General features: G+C 53.3%; 18 protein-coding genes, 1 tRNA gene and 1 riboswitch. Of the genes, 9 read left to right on the forward strand and 10 right to left on the reverse strand.

Going from position 1 to position 22,783, the window contains the following annotated elements; translation table 11 throughout:
• Positions 1 to 48: 48 nt before the first annotated feature.
• The 4 genes from ACILP4_RS00220 (at position 49) to ACILP4_RS00235 (ending at position 6,651) form a co-directional block, all read left to right on the forward strand.
• Positions 49 to 918, forward strand: coding sequence for an NAD(P)-dependent oxidoreductase (locus tag ACILP4_RS00220; RefSeq protein WP_395618748.1), 870 nt, complete (start codon positions 49 to 51; stop codon positions 916 to 918).
• Positions 919 to 980: 62 nt separating this feature from the next.
• Positions 981 to 2,690 (forward strand): amidohydrolase, encoded by a 1,710-nt coding sequence (locus ACILP4_RS00225; protein WP_395618861.1) that lies wholly within the window; start codon positions 981 to 983, stop codon positions 2,688 to 2,690.
• Positions 2,690 to 3,706, forward strand: a complete 1,017-nt coding sequence (locus ACILP4_RS00230; protein ID WP_395618749.1) for an NADP-dependent oxidoreductase — start codon at positions 2,690 to 2,692, stop codon at positions 3,704 to 3,706. The genes ACILP4_RS00225 and ACILP4_RS00230 overlap by 1 nt, the downstream gene beginning before the upstream one ends.
• 200 nt (positions 3,707 to 3,906) lie before the next feature.
• On the forward strand, positions 3,907 to 6,651 hold the full coding sequence (locus ACILP4_RS00235) for a TonB-dependent receptor (protein ID WP_395618750.1): 2,745 nt from the start codon (positions 3,907 to 3,909) through the stop codon (positions 6,649 to 6,651).
• Between the two features lie 241 nt (positions 6,652 to 6,892).
• Here ACILP4_RS00235 and ACILP4_RS00240 read toward each other — a convergent pair whose 3' ends face one another.
• Both ACILP4_RS00240 and ACILP4_RS00245 read right to left on the reverse strand, forming a co-directional pair.
• Positions 6,893 to 8,281 (reverse strand): DEAD/DEAH box helicase, encoded by a 1,389-nt coding sequence (locus ACILP4_RS00240; RefSeq protein WP_395618751.1) that lies wholly within the window; start codon positions 8,279 to 8,281, stop codon positions 6,893 to 6,895.
• 116 nt (positions 8,282 to 8,397) lie between these two features.
• On the reverse strand, positions 8,398 to 8,901 hold the full coding sequence (locus tag ACILP4_RS00245; RefSeq protein ID WP_395618752.1) for a hypothetical protein: 504 nt from the start codon (positions 8,899 to 8,901) through the stop codon (positions 8,398 to 8,400).
• A gap of 90 nt (positions 8,902 to 8,991) precedes the next feature.
• On the opposite strand from ACILP4_RS00245, the gene ACILP4_RS00250 reads away from it, so the two are divergent.
• On the forward strand, positions 8,992 to 10,431 hold the full coding sequence (locus ACILP4_RS00250) for an FAD-binding oxidoreductase (RefSeq protein ID WP_395618753.1): 1,440 nt from the start codon (positions 8,992 to 8,994) through the stop codon (positions 10,429 to 10,431).
• 66 nt (positions 10,432 to 10,497) lie between these two features.
• Positions 10,498 to 11,277, forward strand: coding sequence for a SapC family protein (locus tag ACILP4_RS00255; RefSeq protein ID WP_395618754.1), 780 nt, complete (start codon positions 10,498 to 10,500; stop codon positions 11,275 to 11,277).
• Between the two features lie 294 nt (positions 11,278 to 11,571).
• On the opposite strand, the gene ACILP4_RS00260 is transcribed toward ACILP4_RS00255, so the two are convergent.
• Positions 11,572 to 12,441 (reverse strand): N-formylglutamate amidohydrolase, encoded by an 870-nt coding sequence (locus ACILP4_RS00260; protein WP_395618755.1) that lies wholly within the window; start codon positions 12,439 to 12,441, stop codon positions 11,572 to 11,574.
• A gap of 303 nt (positions 12,442 to 12,744) precedes the next feature.
• On the opposite strand from ACILP4_RS00260, the gene ACILP4_RS00265 reads away from it, so the two are divergent.
• Together ACILP4_RS00265 and ACILP4_RS00270 are read left to right on the forward strand one after the other, a co-directional pair.
• Positions 12,745 to 12,819: transfer RNA gene (locus tag ACILP4_RS00265), tRNA-Val, on the forward strand.
• A 99-nt stretch (positions 12,820 to 12,918) separates the two neighbouring features.
• The gene (locus ACILP4_RS00270; RefSeq protein WP_395618756.1) at positions 12,919 to 13,692 is read left to right on the forward strand and encodes a thioesterase family protein; all 774 of its coding nucleotides are present in this window, start codon (positions 12,919 to 12,921) and stop codon (positions 13,690 to 13,692) included.
• Here the strand turns inward: ACILP4_RS00270 and ACILP4_RS00275 are convergent.
• The 4 genes from ACILP4_RS00275 to ACILP4_RS00290 all read right to left on the reverse strand — a co-directional run bounded on the left by ACILP4_RS00275 (position 13,689) and on the right by ACILP4_RS00290 (position 17,437).
• Positions 13,689 to 14,270, reverse strand: a complete 582-nt coding sequence (locus tag ACILP4_RS00275) for a septation protein IspZ (protein ID WP_395618757.1) — start codon at positions 14,268 to 14,270, stop codon at positions 13,689 to 13,691. The two genes, ACILP4_RS00270 and ACILP4_RS00275, sit on opposite strands and share 4 nt — an antisense overlap.
• A gap of 3 nt (positions 14,271 to 14,273) precedes the next feature.
• The gene (rlmN, locus tag ACILP4_RS00280; RefSeq protein ID WP_395618758.1) at positions 14,274 to 15,545 is read right to left on the reverse strand and encodes a 23S rRNA (adenine(2503)-C(2))-methyltransferase RlmN; all 1,272 of its coding nucleotides are present in this window, start codon (positions 15,543 to 15,545) and stop codon (positions 14,274 to 14,276) included.
• Positions 15,546 to 15,614: 69 nt separating this feature from the next.
• On the reverse strand, positions 15,615 to 16,502 hold the full coding sequence (locus ACILP4_RS00285; protein WP_395618759.1) for a sensor histidine kinase: 888 nt from the start codon (positions 16,500 to 16,502) through the stop codon (positions 15,615 to 15,617).
• A gap of 287 nt (positions 16,503 to 16,789) precedes the next feature.
• Positions 16,790 to 17,437 (reverse strand): histidine phosphatase family protein, encoded by a 648-nt coding sequence (locus tag ACILP4_RS00290; RefSeq protein ID WP_395618760.1) that lies wholly within the window; start codon positions 17,435 to 17,437, stop codon positions 16,790 to 16,792.
• A gap of 142 nt (positions 17,438 to 17,579) precedes the next feature.
• Here ACILP4_RS00290 and dnaN point away from each other — a divergent pair, with 142 nt between their 5' ends.
• The gene (gene dnaN, locus ACILP4_RS00295) at positions 17,580 to 18,695 is read left to right on the forward strand and encodes a DNA polymerase III subunit beta (RefSeq protein ID WP_395618761.1); all 1,116 of its coding nucleotides are present in this window, start codon (positions 17,580 to 17,582) and stop codon (positions 18,693 to 18,695) included.
• Positions 18,696 to 18,843: 148 nt separating this feature from the next.
• On the opposite strand, the gene ACILP4_RS00300 is transcribed toward dnaN, so the two are convergent.
• The 3 genes from ACILP4_RS00300 to ACILP4_RS00310 form a co-directional block, all read right to left on the reverse strand.
• Positions 18,844 to 20,586 carry an amidohydrolase family protein gene (locus tag ACILP4_RS00300; RefSeq protein ID WP_395618762.1) on the reverse strand — a complete coding sequence of 581 codons (1,743 nt, stop codon included), beginning with the start codon at positions 20,584 to 20,586 and terminating at the stop codon, positions 18,844 to 18,846.
• Between the two features lie 121 nt (positions 20,587 to 20,707).
• Positions 20,708 to 21,925 carry an argininosuccinate synthase gene (locus tag ACILP4_RS00305; RefSeq protein ID WP_395618763.1) on the reverse strand — a complete coding sequence of 406 codons (1,218 nt, stop codon included), beginning with the start codon at positions 21,923 to 21,925 and terminating at the stop codon, positions 20,708 to 20,710.
• A 46-nt stretch (positions 21,926 to 21,971) separates the two neighbouring features.
• Positions 21,972 to 22,541 carry a TMEM165/GDT1 family protein gene (locus tag ACILP4_RS00310; RefSeq protein ID WP_395618764.1) on the reverse strand — a complete coding sequence of 190 codons (570 nt, stop codon included), beginning with the start codon at positions 22,539 to 22,541 and terminating at the stop codon, positions 21,972 to 21,974.
• Between the two features lie 93 nt (positions 22,542 to 22,634).
• Positions 22,635 to 22,750, reverse strand: a riboswitch (yybP-ykoY riboswitch).
• Between the last annotated feature and the right edge of the window lie 33 nt (positions 22,751 to 22,783).

The raw sequence follows: 22,783 nt of genomic DNA on the forward strand, positions 1-22,783 counted from the left end.
GCCCTAACGCATCTGGCGTTAACTGAAAACAGTCATTAAGGCCAAGGCATGACCAGAATAGCTTTTATTGGATTGGGCGTCATGGGCGGCCCGATAGCACGGCATCTCAAACAGGCGGGGCATGATTTGACGGTGTATAACCGTTCACGCGCTAAAGCTGAAAAATGGGTCGAAGCTTATGGCGGTACGCTGGCCACTTCTCCAGCAGAAGCGGCCAAAGACGCCGAGGTTGTGATTAGCTGCGTTGGCACGGATGATGACCTGTCAGGCGTCACGCTTGGTCGCGACGGAGCGTTCTCGGCGATGGCAAAGGGCAGCCTGTATATAGACCATACAACAGTTTCCGCACGCATTGCGCGCCAGCTCGGCGTTGAGGCGAAATCGCGCGGTTTATTGATCGTTGACGCACCCGTTACCGGTGGGCAGGCGGGAGCGGAAAATGGCACCTTGTCCATCATGTGCGGCGGAACGGAAGCCTCTGTTGCGGCAGCTTCACCCATTATTGCCGCTTATTCCAAACGTATTGTGCATGTCGGTGGTCCCGGCACGGGTCAGATAACCAAGATGTGTAATCAAATTGCCTTTGCTGGCATTATCCAGTCGTTATCAGAGGCGCTGCGCTTTGCGCAGTCTGCTGAACTAGACGTTGAGAAGGTATATGAAGCCATTTCCGGCGGCGCGGCGCAAAGCTGGCAAATGGATAATCGTTGGGCCACGATGGCTGAGGACAAGTTCGATTTTGGTTTTGCAGTCGATTGGATGCGTAAGGACCTTGGATTGGCATTCGAAGAAGCCCGCGCGGTAGGCGCTACTTTACCGATTACGTCGATCATTGATCAGTTTTACGCCGATGTGCAGCATATGGGCGGGGGCCGACTGGATACCAGTGCGATTGTGAAAAGGTTACCTAAAGGATGAAGAAAACCGCATTGGCGCTGGCGTTCCGTTTTCGCATTCTCTCTCCATTCCAAGGCCTGTTCATGTCAAAAAGGAATGGGCTGTTTTTGAAGTTATGCGCACTCGCTTTGTTCACGAGCACCGCCGCTTCGCCAGCTTTCGCCGATGGGCTGGTTGAAAATGTCAACGGCATTACACTCGACAATGATGGCAAGGTCATCCGTTTTAATGCCATGCTTGTGGCCAGAGATGGTAAGGTGACTGAATTGCTCACCAAAAAGGACCATTTGCCCAAGCAGCTTGATTTCCGCTTGGACGGACACGGCGCGACATTGTTGCCGGGTCTGATTGACGCACATGGCCATGTTATGGGCCTTGGCTTCCAACTCCTGACGCTTGACCTATCCGCCACCAATAGCCTTGCTGAGGCGCAAGCCGAGATCAAGGCTTATGCCGCGAAATATCCCGAACGTCGCTGGATTATTGGCCGCGGTTGGAACCAAGAAAAATGGGGGCTTGGACGCTTCCCCACAGCACAAGACCTGGACGCGGCTGTCAGCGACCGTCCCGTCTGGCTTGAGCGGGTCGATGGCCACGCAGGCTGGGCAAACAGCCGCGCAATGGAAATCGCTGGCGTAAATGCAGCATCAAAATCTCCCCCAGGTGGACGCATTGAACTGGCCGCGGGAAAGCCAAGCGGAATATTTGTTGACGCTGCGTCGAATTTGGTTGGCCAATTTGTGCCAGTACCCAAGCCCCTGGAACGTGACATTGCCTTGGGTGAAGCACAAAGAAAGCTGCACAGCTTAGGCATCACCACCATTGCCGACATGGGCACATCTATGGATGACTGGCAAAGCTATCGTAGGGCGGGTGACGCTGGCTGGTTGACGCTAAGGATTATCGCTTATGCGGGCGGTATCGACAATATGGTCGCAATTGCTGGTCCGCGACCAAGCCCGTGGTTGTATAATGACAAGCTCCGGCTTGGCGGGGTGAAGCTATATCTCGATGGCGCATTAGGCAGCCGCGGTGCGTGGTTGAAAAAACCTTATGCCGATGCCGCAGGGCAAACGGGTCTCCAATTTCTGGCAAGCGCAGAAATCCGCAACCTCATGGTCCGCGCGTCCATGGACGGCTTCCAAACTGCCATTCACGCTATTGGTGATGCCGCCAATGCAGAGGTCATCAGCGCGATTGAGGAATTGTCCGAAACCTATAAGGGTGATCAACGTTGGCGGATTGAGCATGTCCAGATCGTTGACCCAGCGGATCTGCAAAAGCTTGGCAAGCACGGCATTATTTCCTCTATGCAGCCTGTACATCAGACATCTGATCGCTTGATGGCTGAGGCACGGCTTGGTTCAGAGCGGCTGAACGGTGCATATGCGTGGCAGTCGATTGCACGCGCCGGGGGCAAGCTGGCCTTTGGTTCGGACGTGCCGGTAGAATCAGCGGATCCCTTTGCCGGCCTTGCCACCGCGATGACGCGCGAAGATGCCGATGGACAACCCTTTGGTGGCTGGCGACCCGAAGAACGCGTTACGCGTGAACAAGCACTTGCTGGCTTTACAACCGGCGCGGCTTATGCAGCCTTTGCAGAAGGCAAATTTGGTTCGCTAACCCCGGGACACTATGCTGACTTCATCCTGATTGATGTCGACCCTTTGCTTGCAAGCCCCCGAGAATTGCGTAATGCCGTTGTTAAGGAAACATGGGTCGGTGGACGGCCTGTTTACAAAAATGCTGCAGCAAATGCTGCGGACAAAAAAACGAATGGAGATAAACGATAATGCGCGCATGGACATTGGCTAGCCGCCCGGCCGGGCTTCCTAACGACAGCAATTTTGCGATTATTGAACATCCCGACGCCCCCTTGGGTGCGGACGAGTTTCGCGTGACCAATAGCTGGCTGTCAGTCGATCCCTATATGCGCGGACGCATGAATGATGCAAAAAGCTACGCAGATCCATTCATGTTGGGTGAGCCCATGACTGGCGGCGCCGTTGGCACCGTCACCGAAAGCAATAACGCAGAGTTCCCCGTTGGTGCAAAGGTACTGCACATGGCAGGCTGGCGCGACACGGTCGTTTTCGGAGGCGACAAAGTGCCCCCCGCCGGAATGCCACCAGTAAAACTGCCCGAGCTAGGTGTGCCCGACCAACATTGGTTGAGCATCATCGGCATGCCCGGCGGCACCGCATGGTTCGGTCTACTAAAAGTTGCTGAAGCCAAGGCCGGCGAAGTGATTTTTGTCTCTGCGGCCGCAGGTGCTGTAGGTTCAACTGTTACGCAGATTGCCAAAGCAAAGGGTATGAAAGTCATTGGCTCCGCTGGTGGCGCAGAAAAATGCGCTTGGGTCAAAGAACTCGGGGCCGACGCCGTGATTGATTATAAATCCGGTAAGGTGCTGCCTCAATTGATGGCTGCGCTGAAGGATATGGGCGAAACCGGCATTGATGTGTATTTCGACAATGTTGGCGGCGAGCATTTTGACGCCGCGCTTGCGACGTCCAAGGAATGGGCGCGCTTTGCCATTTGCGGCATGATTGACGTCTATAATGACTTCAAGGCGCAGCCTATGCAATATCTGCCTATGATCATTGGCAAAAGGATCATGATCAAAGGCTTCCTCTATCCTGATTTCTATGCACAGGTACCAGAGTTCAATGCCGACATGGCCGCACTTATCCAATCGGGAGCCGTCAAAGGCCGCGAAACTGTGAAGGATGGGCTGGAAAAAACACCTGAGGCTTTCATCGGGCTGTTCAGCGGCGAAAACACCGGCAAAATGTTAGTTAAACTCTAACACAAAATGCTGCGCAGCATTTTGACCTGAAAACGTGAATGTTTTTCACGGTGAAATGCCGCGTCCCGCGGCGTCAATGCTGACATTTTTGCAATATTGACGCACCGCCAAATTTTCAATGCTCATAGTACTTTAGGGCAATGACATTCAAACGCCCCTTCGCTAGATTGTCAGACACTGTGTCGTTTAGGAGAAAACATATGTTACGACGTGACCAATCCCTCAGCCGTTCATTGAAGTTGTCAGCTGCCTGCATCGCACTGGCGTTGCCCAGCATGGCATTCGCACAAGAAGCGCCTCAAGGCGAAGACTCTTCCGACGCAGAAATTGTTGTTACGGCGCAAGGCCGTAGCCAGGTACTTTCCGACGTTCCAGTCGCCATTTCTGCTGTTAACGCCGAAACGCTGCAAAACAGCGGCGCGAACGACATTCGTCAGCTGAACCAAGTCGCGCCATCTTTGCTCGTGTCCTCAACCGGATCAGAAGCCAATGGCTCGGCCCGTATTCGCGGTATTGGCACCGTAGGCGATAACCCCGGCCTTGAAAGCTCGGTGCCTGTATTCATCGACGGTGTTTACCGTTCACGTTCGGGTATTGGCCTGAACGAACTTGGCGAAATCGATCGCGTCGAAGTGCAGCGTGGCCCCCAAGGCACTTTGGGTGGACGCAACTCGTCAGCTGGTCTGATCAGTATCTATTCGAAAAAGCCAAGCTTCACCTTTGGTGGCAGCGGCGAGCTGACTTACGGCAATTATGACTTCATGCGCGCTGCCAGCAGCGTCACTGGCCCAATTTCAGAGCAATTGGCGTTCCGCGTTGATGGCGTATACGTGAAGCGCGATGGTTTCTACCGCGATGACCAAAATGGCCGCGATATCAACAATCGTGACCGTTATTTCTTGCGCGGACAGTTTCTGTTCGAACCCACCGACGCATTGTCCGTCCGATTGATTGCTGACTATACCTTCCGCACGGAAGAATGCTGCGCGGCAACTTATGTCGACCAATCCGTCAATCAATTTATTGGTGATCTGAACACCCCAAGCACGGTTGGCGTCGCTTCAACCGCCACGTCAAACAACATCATTAATGTGTTGCGCGACTTGGGTCAGCCATTGGCTGCGTTCAACCAAGGTTTTGGTCGCACGGTTTCGGTTAGCCCGAACCGCGAATTCAGCGGTGAAACCAAAGATTATGGTTTCTCCGGTCAGGTCGATTATGATTTTGGCGGCGCAACTTTAACCTCGATTACCGCCTATCGCCAATATCGTTCGGGTCAGGCATCCGACACCGATTATAGCGAAGTCGACATTCTTTATCGCGCGCCAAGCGACGACGCCTATCGTCAGTTCCACACCTTCACGCAGGAACTGCGCCTGCAGGGTGAAGCATTTGACGGCAAGCTTGACTGGTTGGTCGGCGGCTTCTTCGCGAATGAAAAACTAACGGTGCGCGATAATCTGCGCTTCGGTAACCAATATGGACGCTTTGCAAATTGCCGCCTGGTTTCGGGTGGAAGTCTTGCGGGCGGCTATCTACCATCTGGCCAGGCGTGCCTGAGTGCCACCGTTCGCGGCGCCATCGCTGGGGGATTGACCGCACTTGGTGCAGGTGGCCCTGCTATCCTTGCAGGGCTAGATCGTTTGGATACACTCAATAACCTCGGCACGACCAACGACCGCTATTTCCAGAACGGAACGAACTGGGCTGTGTTTACGCATAACATCGTGCACGTCACCGACACTGTCGATCTAACGCTTGGCCTTCGCTACACGAAGGACAAGAAGAAGTTCGATGCGACCTTCGGGAACGACAACACGGTCTGCACCGCAAACCAAGCAGCGCTTGGACCTTTGCTTACTGGTGCCCTTGGCAGCACTGCAGGTGGGATCATTGGTTTGTCATGTCAGGGCAACTCGACCGCAGAGCTTAACGGGGTTTCGATCCGTGATGACCGCAATGAAGATCAGATCACTGGCACGGCTATTCTCTCTTGGAAGCCGGTTGATGATCTCTTGGTCTATGGCAGCTTTGCACGCGGTTATAAGGCAGGCGGTTTCAATTTGGACCGCTCGGCGCTGAAATCGCCAGTCCCAACCTTTGCTTCGGTTGGCGGCGCGCAGGCTTTGGTCGCCAACTTACAGTTCGATCCCGAATTGGTGGACAGCTATGAATTGGGTGCGAAATTCTCAAATGGTCCATTCGGCCTAAGCGTTTCTGCATTCCGTTCGGACTTCAGCAGCTTCCAGTTGAACACCTTCAACGGCACAGTTTTCCTCGTTCAGAACATCAACGGTTGTAATAACCTTGTTGGCGGCTCAAGCGCGGATACCGACCTTAGCAATACAACCGGCAGCTGCGCTACGGGCGACATAACTCATGGTGTTCGCACGCAAGGCGTGGAGCTTGAAGCATCGCTAATGCCAGCTCGTAATTTCCGCATGGCGGCTGGTCTGACTTATGCCAAAACCTCCTATCAGGACGATCTGATTGGTACCAAGAACGGGGCGCAATTGGATCTCGCGCTGCGCAAATTGCCAGGCGACAATCTGTCCAACGCCCCTGAGCTCGTTGCCACCTCCAGTGTCACATGGACGCCAGACATTGGCAGCAACGGCATGAGCGGTTTGGTGTACATCGACGGTCGTATGACCAGCGATTACAACACAGGTTCCGACTTATTCCCGCAGAAAGAACAGGACGGATTCGCCGTGTTCAACGCGCGTATCGGTCTACGCGGCGCGGACGAAGCTTGGGGTATTGAGCTTTGGGGCCAAAATATCTTCAATCAGGATTATGCCCAGGTCGCCTTCAACTCGCCATTCCAGGCAGGTCAAAGCTCGGCACCATTTGTCGATCCGCAATATCCAGGTGGTCGCCAAATCTTCTCGCAGTTCCTTGCCGAACCGCGGACCTATGGCATCACATTGCGCGGCAAGTTCTAAGTACTTGGCTAAGCTAAACGAAAAAGGGCTCGCAGCGATGCGGGCCCTTTTTTGTTGGATAGAGAGACAGTGAAATCGGATTTAACTCGATGACTGTAAATAGCATCTGCGCAAAGCCTTCGTCATCCTGAACTTGTTTCAGAATAAAGCATCAATCTGGCCTGTTACCCTGAAACAAGTTCAGGATGACGAAGCAAAAGCAATTTTGAAATTGACCGATCAATAGTATCGCAAGCGTTTCTTAGCTGCCGAAACCCACGCTCAAGAAACCAGGCATCGGCCCGTTCCAGCCATCATCGCCTGACGTCGCAGCTCCGCTCGACTGATCTGGCTTAGCCATTTCCGCTTTAGGTGCTTGCTTTTCACGTGCTGGCTTGGCCAACGCTTTCTCACGCACTGGTTCTGGCGCTTCTGCCGCTGCCTCAGGCGTGTCAGACCGCACTTCTATGGCCTTAGCCGAGGGTGCTCGGCGACCGCGCTTTGCAGGCCCCCGCTCTTCGCCTTCTACTGGAGCTTCAATCTTACCAAGCCGCTCGATCTTATTGCCGATTAGCTTTTCAATATTTTCAATCGCTTCTTCGTCAGCCTTGGTGACAAAGGTGAAGGCCTTGCCCTTGGCGCCAGCACGGCCCGTGCGGCCAATGCGGTGAACATAGTCGTCGGGGTGCCATGGCGCATCGAAGTTAAACACATGACTGACACCCTTAACGTCAAGCCCACGCGCCGCGACGTCCGATGCCACGAGCAGGTTAATGTCGCCATTCTTGAAGGCTTCTAACTGCTTCTGGCGCGACGCTTGGTCAATATCACCGTGAATTTCGCCAGATTGAAAGCCGTGGCGTTGAAGGCTGGTGTTCAATTCGCGCACTGTCGTCTTACGATTACAGAAGACGATTGCGTTCGACACTTTTTCAGTGCGCAAAAGGTCGCGCAGAACATCTCGCTTTTTCATTTGGGTCACATTGACCAAAAACTGTTCGATGTTGACATTCGCAGTCGCAGGACGCGCCACTTCGATATATTTCGGGTTAGACAAGAATTTGTCCGCCAGCTTTTTTATCGGTGGCGGCATCGTAGCCGAAAACAATAATGTCTGGCGTGTTGTTGGCAATTTTGTGCAGATGCTTTCTATATCTGGGATAAAGCCCATGTCGAGCATCCGGTCAGCCTCGTCGATGACCAGCATCTCGCAACCGGTCAGCAAAATCTTGCCGCGCTCAAACAAGTCCATCAACCGGCCCGGAGTAGCAATCAATACATCAACGCCCTTTTCAAGCGCCTTGACCTGATCCCCCATTTGCACGCCACCAATCAGAAGCGCCATCGACAGCTTATGATATTTGCCGTATTTTTCAAAATTCTCAGCTACTTGCGCGGCCAATTCGCGCGTCGGCTCCAATATCAAGCTACGAGGCATCCGTGCGCGCGCACGACCATTGGCTAGCACATCAATCATGGGAAGAACGAAACTTGCGGTCTTGCCAGTCCCCGTTTGCGCAATGGCAATGATGTCGCGCATCATTTGGACTTGTGGGATAGCCGCAGCCTGGATCGGGGTCGGCGCGTCATAGCCAGCCTCACTCAAGGCTCTCAATAACTCGTCAGACAGGCCGATGTCGGCAAAACGCATATGGTGTTCCGGAAAAGAGATGGCGCAGCGCCACCAGCGACAAATTCACGGGGACGAGCGTGGCCATTGGTCGCTATCGCAAAAAAAGTCAAGATAGATGCCCGATGGAGCAGGTACTAGCGCGGGATCAGCAGCCTGAACTTATCAATGTCGCATTTGGCGCCCGTGCGAGCATGCAAAATATCCCGATTGACGCATAATTTGCCGTCATACGACCGTTCCATATAGGCGCCGGCGTAGAATTCGCGGGCGAGGCAGCCGTCACCTAGATACGCGCGAATGAGAATGCCGTCCCGCGTCAGCAAATCCAAACTTCGGTCAGGACCTGGACGCGAACCACCGAGCCTGTTGACCAAAAGGCATTTTCCGATCTTTTTTTCTTTATATTTAATCTTGCCAACGGACTGCCTTTGCCCAGCCACCGTTGCCGGAACTGAAACCTGGGCAGGAAATCGAACAATGACACGTTGGTCGACACGGACCTGATGGAATTCGGTCTTTAACCCAAGCAAGGGTATGTGCGGACGATCAATTGCGGCGACCTTAAAGTGTGCCAAAGCCTTATCCGACAATGTTGTCCCTGCGACAGCAAAAAGGATGATTACCAATAGTGCGCGCAAGAAACATTCCGGTATGAAGTTGAAGTTCGGATCGCTTTACCCGATAAGGTTGAACCTATCATGAATTGCAAGTCAAGGCCGTTGCGGACAATGGAAAATACTGTGCCAAATGTAAAGATTTTATCAGAATTTCAAGCCATATTGGGACCGAAGGGCTATTCAGACGAAACCGACGTTATTGCGCCTTGGCTAACCGACTGGCGTGGCCGATTTACAGGCGCAGCCCCTGCCCTGCTTTCGCCGGCCAATACGCACGAAGTTGCTGCAGTAGTGAAGCTAGCGGCTAAGCACCGGATTCCGCTCGTCCCGCAAGGCGGCAATAGCGGGATGGTCGCTGGTGCAACGCCAGACACAAGCGGTCAGCAGGTAATCCTGTCTTTGCGGCGAATGAACCACATGAGCGTTATGGACGCAGAAGATGGACTGATTTGCTGTGATGCGGGGGTAATTCTGCAAAATTTGCATGAAGCCGCAGCGGCCGTTGGGCGCCGCTTTCCGCTTACCTTAGGTGGCAAGGGATCGGCCACCATCGGCGGGTTGATTTCAACCAATGCAGGCGGAACGCAAGTTCTCCGCCACGGCACGATGCGGATGCTCGTGGCCGGCCTTGAGGCGGTCTTGCCCGATGGATCCATCTATGACGCTATGGCACCGTTGAAAAAAGACAATCGCGGTTATGATCTGAAACAACTTTTGATTGGTGCAGAAGGGACGATTGGTATCGTCACGAAGGCCGTCTTACACACGGTTCCTGCCCTCATAGATCGCTGCGTCGTGTGGGCCGGGGTCGACAGCCCCGCCCAAGCATATGACTTGTTGTTGTTTATGCAACGGCATGGCCGGGAACGCTTGGAAGGCTTCGAAATTCTACCACAGCGCGCGCTGAACGCCGTGACAACCCATATCTCCGGAACACGGCCACCGTTAGACACCGCGCATCGTTGGCACGCGCTGATGGAGTTTGTGCAGGATGATCCAGGGCAGTTACCCCCCAGCGAACTGGCCACGCGCCTGTTGGAAAAGGCCATGACTGAGAATCTGCTCGGCAACGCAACCATCGCAAGCAGCGACACGCAAGCCGAAGCGTTCTGGAAAATCCGCGATTCTATTGCAGAAGCCGAGCGCGCAGCGGGGCCTGCATTGCAACATGATATCAGCGTTCCCGTGTCTGCGATGGCCCGTTTCATTGAAGATGAATCCCCGGTGATTGAAAGAACCTATCCCGGTACTAAAACGCTTGCTTTTGGGCATTTGGGGGACGGCAATATCCATTTTCATGTCAAGGCCCCAGACGGAATAGATATAACATCTTGGTATGCCTGCGACGGCAAAGCGATTACGTCGCACGTCTACGACCGCGTACGCGCATATGGAGGGTCGCTTTCCGCCGAACATGGCATTGGACAGGCAAAAATCGCAGAGTTCGAACGTCTGACCGAACCGGCGCGGCTTGCAGCATTGCGGGCCATTAAAAATGCGCTTGATCCGATGGGAATTATGAACCCCGGCAAACTTGTTCCGCTTGCGTAAACAAGGCTATCCGCTTAAACGGCGCCTTCAAAATTTGTTTATTATAATTCAACGATGGAGTTACATATGGCCACCGCGCCCCAAGCCGCCAACCTCCCGCTTTTGTACAACGACCTGGTGCCGTTGAGCAGCAACGATCATGTGACGTGGAAGTCACGCATGCTCGAAAATGCCAAATTCCTTGAGGGCCAACATGCCATTCCGTTGACGATTGAAGAATTTGTGCCCGCGTCGCGCACCTATCCAATCATCTTTTCCGCATCGGAAAACCCTGTGCCGCTCGTCTTGATGGGCATGAATGAAGGCGTTAACACTTTCATGAATGACGAAGGTCATTTTGAACGCCCTGTTTACATCCCAGCATATGTCCGCCGCTATCCCTTCCTGTTGGCGAAACTGCGTCCGGACACAGATGAATTATCGTTGTGCTTTGATCCAACGTCAGGTGCAGTTGGCGAATTTGAAGAAGGCATGCCTTTGTTTGAAGACGGCACGCCAAGCGAGAATACGAAAGCGATTTTGAAGTTCTGCGAAGACTTTGAAAATGCTGGGGCGCAAACGCACGCTTTTGTTGAGGAAATCAAAAAATTAGACCTACTGATGGACGGTGAAGTGTCTATTCAACAAGAAGGTCAGGAGCAGCCCTTCATCTATCGCGGTTTTAAGATGATTGACGAAAACAAGTTGCGCGAGCTTCGTGGTGACACGGTTCGCAAGTTGAACCAAAACGGCATTCTTGCGCTGATCCATGCACATTTATTCTCTTTGCAATTGATGCGGGAAATCTTTGCAGTTCAGGTCGCACAAGGTAAAGTACCGCAAGTGACGGAACTGCCTTCGACCTAAGTTGAACGTTTACTTCATGCCGTTACCGACCGATTTGGGGAAGTGACGGCATGGGCAAGCCGTCCTATGCGTATAACGCCTTAGCAGGTGATGCACCATTCCTCGCAACCATCGGGCGACTGGTCGGCAAACTGCACTTGGTTTCGGCGTGAGTCTTGAAACCGTAATGCCCGCACCCCATCCTTAGCCATGGACGGAATCATCCCCTCCCGGTCTCGTCCACCGATGCTTGTGAAGGCATCAACTCCCTGAACCTAGGCCACCCCGGAACAATCCGGGGTGGTTTTTTCGCCGTCATTCCGCGGCAATCAGGGTAGCGGAACCCAATGCTTCATCGGCAAGCGCCGACACGAGGGCAGAGATCATTATATTTATGCGGTCAAAACCAGCCCCAGGATGGCGCAAATCGGGGTCGAGATACAGCGAACGGTCTACTTCCAACTGAATAGCATGGATGTTGGCATATGGCCGCGCGTGGCGGCGGAGAATATACGCGCCCGGATAGGGATGGTTCAGCGCGGCGCTAAACCCTTGGGCTTGCAACCGCGTCATTAACAACTCGGCATATCGTGACGCCGCACTTTTGCCGAAACGGTCGCCAACAACAAATTGAGGCCCTGATCCAGAAGCTGCGCTACGGATCGGCGGCATGCTGTGTAAGTCGAGCAATATAGCAACACCAAACCGCCGCCGCATCTGCTCAAGTACATCCGCAACTGCTTCGTGATAGGGTCGGTGGAACGACAATATGCGGTGCTGCACCTCATCCAAGGTAAATTGCCGTTTCCACAATTCACCCTCGCCCCACAATCTTCGGGGAATAAGGCCAAGACCGCCGCGTTGTTTGACCCCCGGCGCGGGATAATCGCTACGCCGCGCCCCTTTAACCATTTCAGTGTCAATATCCTGTTCGTCGCGGTTCAAATCGATCCACGCCCGCGCACGGTGCGCCATGATGACAGGATATCCCAACTGGACACAGCGCCGCGTGAGCACGTCAGCATATCTGTCCTCAAGTCGCAATAGAGCAGCCGGCGGCAATCTTAATGCATCGAACAGCTGGGATGGATAGTCACGCCCGGCATGCGGCACAGACAGCAGCACAGGCACAGAAGGCGTTTCCGTGCCCCATTTTGCGAATCCATCTATATCCGTCGGTGCCATGCTTCCCCTGAGTTTCTTATGTGCATGATTGGCAGATTCTCAGCAAAATAGGAAAAATAAAATATTCCAATTATGCAGCGGTCGCAGAATAGCGACTGCGCTGCCTTGGAATGTGTTATGGCTGACTACAATCCTAGCTTTGCGTGCGGAAGGCGAACAAGCCGTGCGCAAAAATCCTGTCCAAACCCGTCCATCTCAGGGATCCTGCTGTCAAAGTCGAACGCCTGTGTGCGAGGGAAAGTTTCGGTGAACTGAAATAGGCTTGAATGATAGGGAAAGCCGAGCTAGAGGCTGCCGCAGAGTGGGCGTATAGCTCAGTGGTAGAGCACTGTGTTGACATCGCAGGGGTCGCAAGTTCAATCCTTGCTACGCCCACCATATTCCTCTTTGCGATGTCTCTATTCATTATCGATCGAAGCTTAACCGGAGCAATAGCTGCGGCTTGCGGCATTGATCTTCCATCGCTAAGCCCATAGCATGAACTTAGCATCGCTTCTCGCCCAATTTACGAACGGCGCAACGCCTCACAAAATCTCCATTCCGCCGAGCTGGCATCAGGGACGCACGTCTTATGGCGGCCTGAGCTCCGTTCTGGCCTATCAGGCAGCAAGGTTGGCAGCAGATGATCTTCCTCCTCTGCAATCGGCCCAAATCGCTTTTGTCGGGCCTCTGGCAGGTGACGTAGATGTCAGCGCACATATTCTGCGGCGCGGTAAGAACACCGCCTTCATTCAGGCCGAAATATCCGGCGCAGATGGCGTGGGCCTTATATGCAATTTCATATTCATGTATCGCAGGCAGAGCCACTTGGATTATGCAAATATCCCGGCTCCGGACTTCCCGCTTATTCCAACGGACGACGTTGTGCGCAGCGGACCGCCGGAGTTTTTCACGGGTCATATGCAATATCCGGACAAAAGACTGGAGCTAGGGATGGCGACCAATAGGCTTGCAAGCTGGCATCGGTTGACCGAGTATCAAGGGTTAGACCCTATTGCCGAGCTTATTTGTATTGGTGATGCTCTGCCTCCGTCTGCAATGGGTCTCATGACCGAAAAGGGCATGGTGAGTTCCATGAACTGGCAAATCAATATGTTGACCGATTCTCCGACAACCGAAAATGGCTGGTGGTATCTATCCAGCGAAACGCACCACGCCGCTAATGGCGCAAGCAGTCAGTATATGACAGTCTGGAACAGCCGCGGCGAAGCTGTGTTGACAGGTATGCAGTCAGTGGCGATTTTCGCTTAAGCAGTTGGCTTTGTCCGAGCAAAGCGCATGGCAAGCATCACAAGGCCAATAACGATAAAATTATCGATAAAGGTTTTGTAGAACAGCCAATTGTCTGTCGTCAGCAATTTTGCAGCGCCATAATTCAACGCCGCCATGATGAGGCCGATGACGCCCATGACGATAGCAAAGCGGCCCGCATGGATATCCGAATATGGCATGTAACGCGCCAAACCTTTGCCGATATATTGGCCACCCCGCGCGCCATCGATGATGAAAAAACTGGCGGCAATCAAACCCGTTATTGTGCCGCGTAGTTTGATCCATTCATCATCATTCAACCACACCGCCAACCCAGCCGATATGCAAAGCATGAGTATGCCAAACAAAGCGAGGCCGCCTGTGACATCGATTTTTGTGATCCGCTGAAACGTAACAAGACCAAAGCCGATGGCAACACCAACCAAGGCGGCGGTTTGTAAATCTGTCATTTTAGCTATGACGTAGAACAATAAACCAGTGGCCACATCAATGGCAAAAGGCAGGCGGTTGTGGCGCGCGAATACGCCGCCATTCACTTCTGTAGCTTCCGCGACCATATCTTAACCTAACGCCGCCTGTTTTTCCTCAGCGAGGCGGTCAAGCTCAGCGCGGCTTTTCTTCTCGCTGGAGGATTTCAGCTGCCCGCATGCCGCCATGATATCACGGCCACGCGGTGTGCGCACGGGCGCACTGATACCAGCTTCAAAGATGATGCTGGAAAAACGCTTAATTCGTTCGGGGTCAGAACATTCATAGTCTGCGCCAGGCCATGGATTGAAGGGGATCAAATTGACCTTGGCGGGCAGTTTATACTGCCGGATAAGGCTTACAAGCTGGCGTGCGTCTTCGTCACTGTCATTCTTATCCTTCAACATCACATATTCAAACGTGATCCGCCGCGCATTGCTGACACCGGGATATTCTGCACAAGCACGTAGCAATTCATCAATGCCATATTTGCGGTTGAGGGGCACCAATTCGTCGCGCACATCTTTAACCACGGCATGCAGCGACACCGCCAGGTTGACGTTAATCTCCTCACCTGCGCGCGCCATCATAGGCACGACACCCGATGTTGAAAGCGTGATACGACGACGCGATAGGCCCAGACCATCGCCATGCATGACAATCTTCATCGCGTCGCGGACATTGTCAAAATTATAGAGCGGCTCACCCATGCCCATCAGCACGATATTGGTCAGCATGCGACCATCGGCAGTGTAATGGCCGACATCGTCATCCTCATCCTCGTCGGCAGATGCAAAGGCCATATTGCCCTTTGGCCATTCGCCTAACGCATCTCGTGCCAGCATGACCTGACCGACAATTTCACCGGGCGTCAGATTGCGCACCAGCCGCATCGTCCCAGTATGGCAGAAACGGCAATTGAGCGTGCAGCCAACTTGGCTTGAAATGCACAATGTCCCGCGATCCGCGTCGGGAATAAACACCATTTCATAATCTTGCGCATCATCGGTGCGCAAAAGCCATTTGCGCGTGCCATCGGATGACACTTGCGCTTCAACCACCTCTGGACGGCCAATCACAAATCGATCCGCAAGCCATGGCCGCATCGTCTTAGCAATATCGGTCATCGCCTCAAAATCGGTAACACCGCGATGATAAATCCAATGAAAAACCTGCTTGGAACGGAGTTTTGCCGCCTTTTCGTCCAATTGCGATTCTTCAAACAATGTTCGAATCTGAAGATGGCTCAGCCCTATGAGATCAATGCGGCCATCGCTGCGCGGGGTTATGACGCGCGGCGAGACTACGGGGTCGATATGGCCAGGAATCTTCATGATAGCCGCGCCTATAATTATGTTGTCCATGAAAAGCCAGCGTTGCGGCTTACGCGGTGCGGACCACCGAAACCTTTGTCCCCGGTGCCTCATCCGAGATTATGACAACTGCACCCAATTGGCTTGCCAATGCCTCGACGATACCAGTGCCCAGCCCGGGTTACGGTCATCTTCATTCTTGGGCATCCCGATACCATCATCTGCGACGACGAGCGTCCATGCCTTACCATCAGATGTGAAGCTCACGTTGATCGATCCATGCTGATTCTGGCCCGGAAAGGCATGTTTGAGCGAATTGATGACCAATTCGGTGACAATCAAGCCAAGGCTGACCGACGTGTCCGGATCAACGGTGCTGTCATCGCATTGCGTTGAGAGTTTTATCCGCCCGGGGTCAGCGATCATCGAAGCTCCGATGCTATTGCACAAATCTGCAAAGTAATTTTTCAAGCCAACATTATCGATGGCTGTTGAAGAAAGATGCTTTTGCAGCTTGGCGACGGACATCACACGATTATGGGCGTCGCGTAAATGCGCCTGCGTTTCGTTGGACTGCACCTTACGCGCGCTTTGTAAAAGGACACTTGCAATAATCTGAAGACTATTCGCGACACGGTGCTGTATTTCGTTAAGCAGCAACTGCTTTTCGCAAAAAAGACAATCGCGCACTTTATCGGCCAAGCGCTGTGATGTGACATCGGTGATGGCGAGCACGACACGAATGCTCTCAGCTTCGAAATAATCGAGCGTATGGGCGTTTATCAATAAGCGCAGCGTGTCCTTTTCAGGTCGCACCAAATCCATTTCATAAACATCAATAGCGGCTTTGCCCGACACTGTGGCTTGCAACAGCGCGCTTAGCTGCCGCACATCCCATTCACCCTGCCCTAAGTCAGCGAGCTTTTTGCCCGTTATGCCCGCGCAATCGACATCAAAAGCAGTGCAAAAGGACTTGCTAGCTGCGATAATCGTTAGATCCTCACGCAACAATATAAGTGGCGAAAAAGACGACGATAATAAAGGCGACCGACATATTGTCGGCATGCTCGGGCAAACGGGTCAGTGGTTTTTCCATGGCATATAGCCGTTGTAAACTGGAGACTCGCGGGACGAAAGCCATACCCAGGCGCAATTTGTAATCGAACAAACCGTAACTGTTATCTTTTGTAACAGACTTGCTGCGTTTCAGTGAGTCAATTCGGCTTCAACTGGTTTTTAATGTGCTTGCAGCTCAAGGCAGCCTAGCCAAACATATAACGGCCACACGGATGCTTTCACGCCCGCTCGCCTTCTCCGCTGCCATCGATGACTAACGCTTCGACGCCGTCGCGGATCATCACCATGCTACCTTGTGCTAGGCTGGACGCGATGGGTGCGCCGAACTGCGCCATCGGTTCGATCCCAAGCAGCAACCCGCGCAACACCCGTGCAGTCATCCCATGACAAATGATGAGCATATCCTGATCAAAGGGTAATTCGCCCAACCAATGCGAAAGCCGCTGCGCCACCTCTTCATAATATTCCCCGCCTTCGGGCCGGACCGAAAACAATTTATGTTCGACGTCGACGATTGGGCCGATTTCAGCGGCAATGTCAGCATAGGTCCGGCTTGACCAAAGTCCGACGTCGATTTCAAGCAAACGGTCGTCGCGGTTGGTCGCGTGCCAGTCCGCATCAATTTCTTCTGCAATTAAGGCAAGTGTTTGCAGCGCGCGGCCTGCAGTGGATGACCAAAGCTGCGGTCGGACGTCCGGACCGAGATATTCGGCCAACGCACGCCCCATCCCGCGCGCTTGCACGCAGCCTTCCCAGGTCAGCGGCGTGTGCAATTCTGCCTGGCCTTGCATCCGTGCCACCTTGTTAAACACTGTCTCCCCATGCCGCGCGATGAAAAGCCGTCGATTGTTTGTTGAAATGCTCATTTTGCCCTTATTCCACAGGATTTTATTGGAGGCAAAAGCTATCAGCTTGCCCTAATGGTCAAAGCGGTTATGGAAGATTCGGCATAGAAATAGGGTTTTTTGGCTGGTTTGAAGACCATCCGGCCCGACAAGGGGAATTTGAATGAGAGCCACGATCGAACGCGCGACCCTGCTGAAAAGCCTGAGCCACGTCCAGTCCGTAGTGGAGCGGCGCAACACCATACCGATTTTGTCCAATGTCCTTATCGAAGCAAGCGAAGGCGGGAAGATTAAGCTGACTGCAACTGACCTTGATTTACAGGTCGTTGAAACCTTTGCCGCCGATGTCGAAACTCCCGGTGCAACCACAGTTTCTGCGCACACATTGTTCGAAATCGCGCGCAAGTTGCCCGATGGTTCGCAAGTGCAACTGCACGCCGCCGATGGTCGCATGGCCGTAAATGCTGGCCGCGCCCGTTTCTCACTCGCGACACTGCCGCGCGAAGATTTCCCGACGATTGCCGAAGGTGACTTGCCAACATCGTTTGAAATCCCTGCAAGCTCGCTGATCCAGATCATCGATAAAACGCGCTTTGCGATTTCGACCGAAGAAACACGTTATTATCTCAACGGCATTTTCCTCCACGTCACCGATGATGCTGAGCCGGTTTTGAAGGCGGCAGCCACAGATGGTCACCGCTTGGCGCGCGTGACATTGCCACGCCCTGCTGGCGCAGAAAACATGCCCGACATCATCGTGCCGCGCAAATGTGTTGCGGAAATCCGCAAGCTGCTCGACGAAAGCGGCGACAATGTTATTCAGATCGACCTGTCGGCGAGCAAAATCCGCTTCACCTTTGACAGCGTCATCCTGACATCAAAGCTGATCGACGGCACGTTCCCCGATTATAGCCGCGTCATTCCAACTGCGAATGACAAATTGCTGCGCATCGACCCCAAGGCATTTTCACAAGGCGTTGACCGCGTCGCGACCATCGCGACCGAAAAAACCCGTGCCGTCAAAATGGCGCTGGATCAGGACAAGATTACCTTGTCAGTCACCAGCCCCGAAAACGGCACCGCAGCGGAAGAAGTGACTGGTCAATATAGCAGCGAAGGTTTCGAAATCGGTTTCAACGCGCGCTATTTGATGGACATTTTGGGCGAGATCGAAGGTGATATGGTCGAACTCCACTTGGCCGACGCTAGTGCACCGACCTTGATCCGTGAAAATGACAAGTCAGCGGCCTTGTACGTATTGATGCCAATGCGGGTTTGATTTTTCAGATTAGTTTTCGAAAACTAAGTTACTGAATTAAGTTCAGCGTCACGACAGGGGGGGGGCTTACACCCTCCGCTTCCCGTGCCCCCTAAGTCGAAAATGTACAGAGTAAATCTTGTCTCAGGGCTTGGATTTTAAGCTCCGCTCACTCCGCCGCTTCAGCCATCAGCGCGCTTTGTGGACCTCGTATCACAGTGCCGGGTAGTGCGCCGGTCATATGTCCATCGCGGAACGTAACCACACCGGACTTGATTGTCGCGACATAACCCGTCGCTTTTTGCAGCAAACGCTTACCACCCGCAGGCAAATCAAAAGCCAGCCAAGGTTTTTGCAATTTCAGCGTGTCAAAGTCGATCACGTTGATGTCCGCAAGATAGCCCGGCTTCAGTAGGCCACGGTCATTCAGCCCATATAGCCGCGCAGTGTCATAGCATTGCCGCTTCACTGCCAATTCAAGCGGGATCGTTCCTGCTTTGCGGTCGCGTGCCCAATAACTCAACAGGAACGTCGGCGCGGCGGCATCGCAAATGGTTCCACAATGTGCCCCACCGTCTGACAGCGACGCTAACGTATCCTCGGCCTCCAGCAGTTCCTTGGTGAACTCCAGATTGCCGTCCATATAGTTAAGGATCGGCAAATATATCATGCCATTGCCGTCATCCGACATAAGCTGGTCATAAGCAAATTCAGCGGAATCTTTTGCTGCAGCACTGGCAAAACCGAACACGCTTTCTTCGCGTGTGGGCTCATAGCTAAATTCGTCCGTCAGCGGAAATTGCATCGCCCATGCGGCCGTAACGAGCATGAAAAATGGCGCCATGTCAGGCGAAGGTGGCGGTAGATTTTCTTCCGCCAGCAACTGCGCCTTAAAGGCGGCGCCGGATAACTTCGCCTTTTGCGCGTCCCAACCAAGGTCTTTGATCGCCTGCCAGCTTGGTTTGCGCATAAATGGATGCACTGTGCCGCGCCAGTTCATGATGACACCAATGCCACGCAGCCCAATCGCCGCGACTATGTTTGCGCCATTATCATTTGCCGACCGCATCGCCGACATCTGGTCTGCCCAGTGCATCTGTTTAATAGGTGATTGCAGCATGGTAAAAACAATTGGCTGGCCCGTTTCTGCTGAAAGCCGCTGCATCCAACCGAATTCATCCCATTCGGGCAATAGATCGGACGTTAGTTCAAAAACACCATGACCGGCGCGCGCCATGGCCCGGCCAAGCGCCAGAAGTTCTGGTTCGGTCGCTGTTGTGCCGGGGACAAGTTCACCATCGATAGACTTGTGCAAAACGGTCCGCGATGTGGAAACGCCAAGCGCCCCTGCGCGCACACCTTCTTCGACCAGCCGCCCCATTTCGGCAATGTCGGCTGCCGTAGGTTCTTCATTATCGGCGCCGCGTTCCCCCATGACATAAGCGCGTAACGCGCCATGCGGAACATGCGTGCCGATATCCAATGTGCGCGGCAAGCGTTCCAGTGCGTCCAAATAATCGGGAAAGCTCTCCCAATCCCACTTCATACCTTCGGCCAGAGCCGTGCCAGGAATGTCCTCCACACCCTCCATCAGGCCGATCAGCCATTCATGCTTTTCCTTGCGCGCAGGCGCAAAGCCAACGCCGCAATTGCCCATGACCACAGTCGTGACACCATGCCAGCTGGATGGGGCCATTTCGCTGTCCCAAGTCGCTTGGCCGTCATAATGGGTGTGGATATCGACAAATCCTGGTGCGACAACCTTACCGGTCGCATCGATTTCTTCACGACCCGCTGCACTAATTTGGCCAACGGCAGTGATAAGGCCGCCATCAACCGCAACATCAGCCACAAAGCGCGCTGCACCCGTGCCATCAACTACGGTTCCGCCCCGAATAACCAGATCATGCATGTCGACTCTCCTCTTTTCCAGCAGGAGCGTATCAGCTTTAATTAGGCAATTAAACCTTCGCGTGTCCAAAGAACTTTCTTCTATTTTGTCAGCGGCGTCCTCTGTGCCTTATTCGCAGGAGTTACCCTTTACGTCCTGCCAGCAAACGCAAACGCAGCGCATTTAGCTTGATAAAGCCTGCTGCGTCCTTCTGGTCATAGGCACCCGCGTCATCTTCGAATGTCACAACCTTCTCGCTGTACAGGCTGTTGGGCGATTTGCGACCAACCACGCTTGCAAGCCCCTTATACAGCTTCAACCGAACGGTGCCGGAGACATGTACTTGGCTATGGTCTATCGCGGCTTGCAACATCTCACGCTCTGGTGAGAACCAAAAGCCATTGTAGATAAGCTCCGCATATTTGGGCATCAGCTCATCTTTCAAATGCGCTGCGCCGCGGTCCAACGTGATGCTTTCGATGCCGCGATGGGCACGCGCATAAATCTCGCCGCCGGGCGTTTCATACATGCCGCGCGATTTCATGCCGACGAAACGGTTCTCCACCAAATCAAGTCGTCCAATGCCATGCTTGCGGCCTAATTCATTCAACGCTGCCAACAAGGTCGCTGGCGACATGGCTTTACCATTGAGTGCAACGCCGTCGCCTTTTTCAAAATCGATGGTGATATATTCGGGCGTATCTGGCGCGTCTTCGGGATTGACCGTCCGCGAATAGACATAATCTGGCGTTTCATCCCACGGGTCCTCCAGCACTTTACCCTCAGATGAGGTGTGCAGCAGGTTCGCGTCGGTTGAAAACGGGCTTTCGCCCCGTTTATCTTTTGGCACAGGGATCTGATGTTGTTCAGCCCATTCAATCAGCCGCGTACGGCTGGTCAGATCCCATTCGCGCCAAGGGGCGATGACCTTGATATCGGGGTTGAGCGCATAAGCCGACAATTCGAACCTAACTTGGTCATTACCCTTGCCCGTCGCGCCGTGCGCAATGGCATCCGCGCCCGTTTCTGCCGCAATCTCAATCAACCGTTTCGAAATCAAAGGCCGCGCAATCGAGGTGCCCAATAGATAGTCACCTTCATAACGTGCATTAGCGCGCATCATTGGGAAGACAAAATCACGGACAAATTCTTCGCGCAGATCGTCAATATAAATATGATGGTCAGGCACGCCCATCAGCACAGCTTTCGCCCGCGCAGGTTCCAGCTCTTCGCCTTGACCCAAGTCAGCGGTGAAAGTGACGACTTCGCAGCCATATTCAACCTGCAACCATTTCAGGATGACGCTGGTGTCGAGGCCACCCGAATAAGCAAGAACGACTTTCTTAATGCTGTCTGTCATGTCACTTTGGTTCCGAAGCTATAATATCTGCGGCGCGCCTAACAGCTTAGGCGCGGTTCGACAACTCCCACAACTGCCAAATTCCAAGAACTAGAAACATGGTGGCGGCAATGATATGCACCGTGCGCAGGGAAATTTTCGCGACTAGCTTCTCGCCTAAATAGACCGCTGGTACATTGGCAATCATCATGCCCAATGTCGTGCCAGCAGCAACCGCCCAAACTGCATGATATTGGGCACCCAGCGCTATCGTCGCGACCTGCGTCTTATCGCCCATTTCGACCACAAAAATAGCGATTGTGGTCGCAATAAATGCCCCGCCTTGCGAGACCACTTTGATATCGTCGTCTACCTTGTCTGGAACCAACGTCCATGCGGCCATCAATATGAAACCTATCGCCACGACATAGCCGAAAGTGTCGCTCATAAAGATTGTGGCAAGCGCGCTGCCCGCCCATGCGGCGAGTGCGTGATTGGCGATGGTGGCAGTGAATATCCCTGCGATTACCGGGATCGGCTTTTTGAAACGGGTGGCAAGTAATATTGCCAAAAGCATCGTCTTGTCGCCAATTTCGGCAACAGCAACCAACAAGGTGGACGTGAAAAAGATTTCCATAAAAATATCCCGGGTCAGGCAGTTTTTTGACGCAATGCCATTGGCCACCCCGCCCGACCGGAACGGATAACCAATGCCATTAGTCTCGCCTTGAACCACATGATCTTTTCAACCTTGTGGCCCCACATGCACCATGACCTCTCGGCCAAATATGTTGATGCATGTCTCGTTCGGGTAGAACGACTAGCTACTCCCCAGATGACTGCCATGTCATTAAGCAACTGAGGTAGAGGATGCAAGCG

It is taken from the genome of Sphingorhabdus sp., from assembly GCF_044239045.1.
Taxonomy (GTDB): Bacteria; Pseudomonadota; Alphaproteobacteria; order Sphingomonadales; family Sphingomonadaceae; genus Sphingorhabdus_B.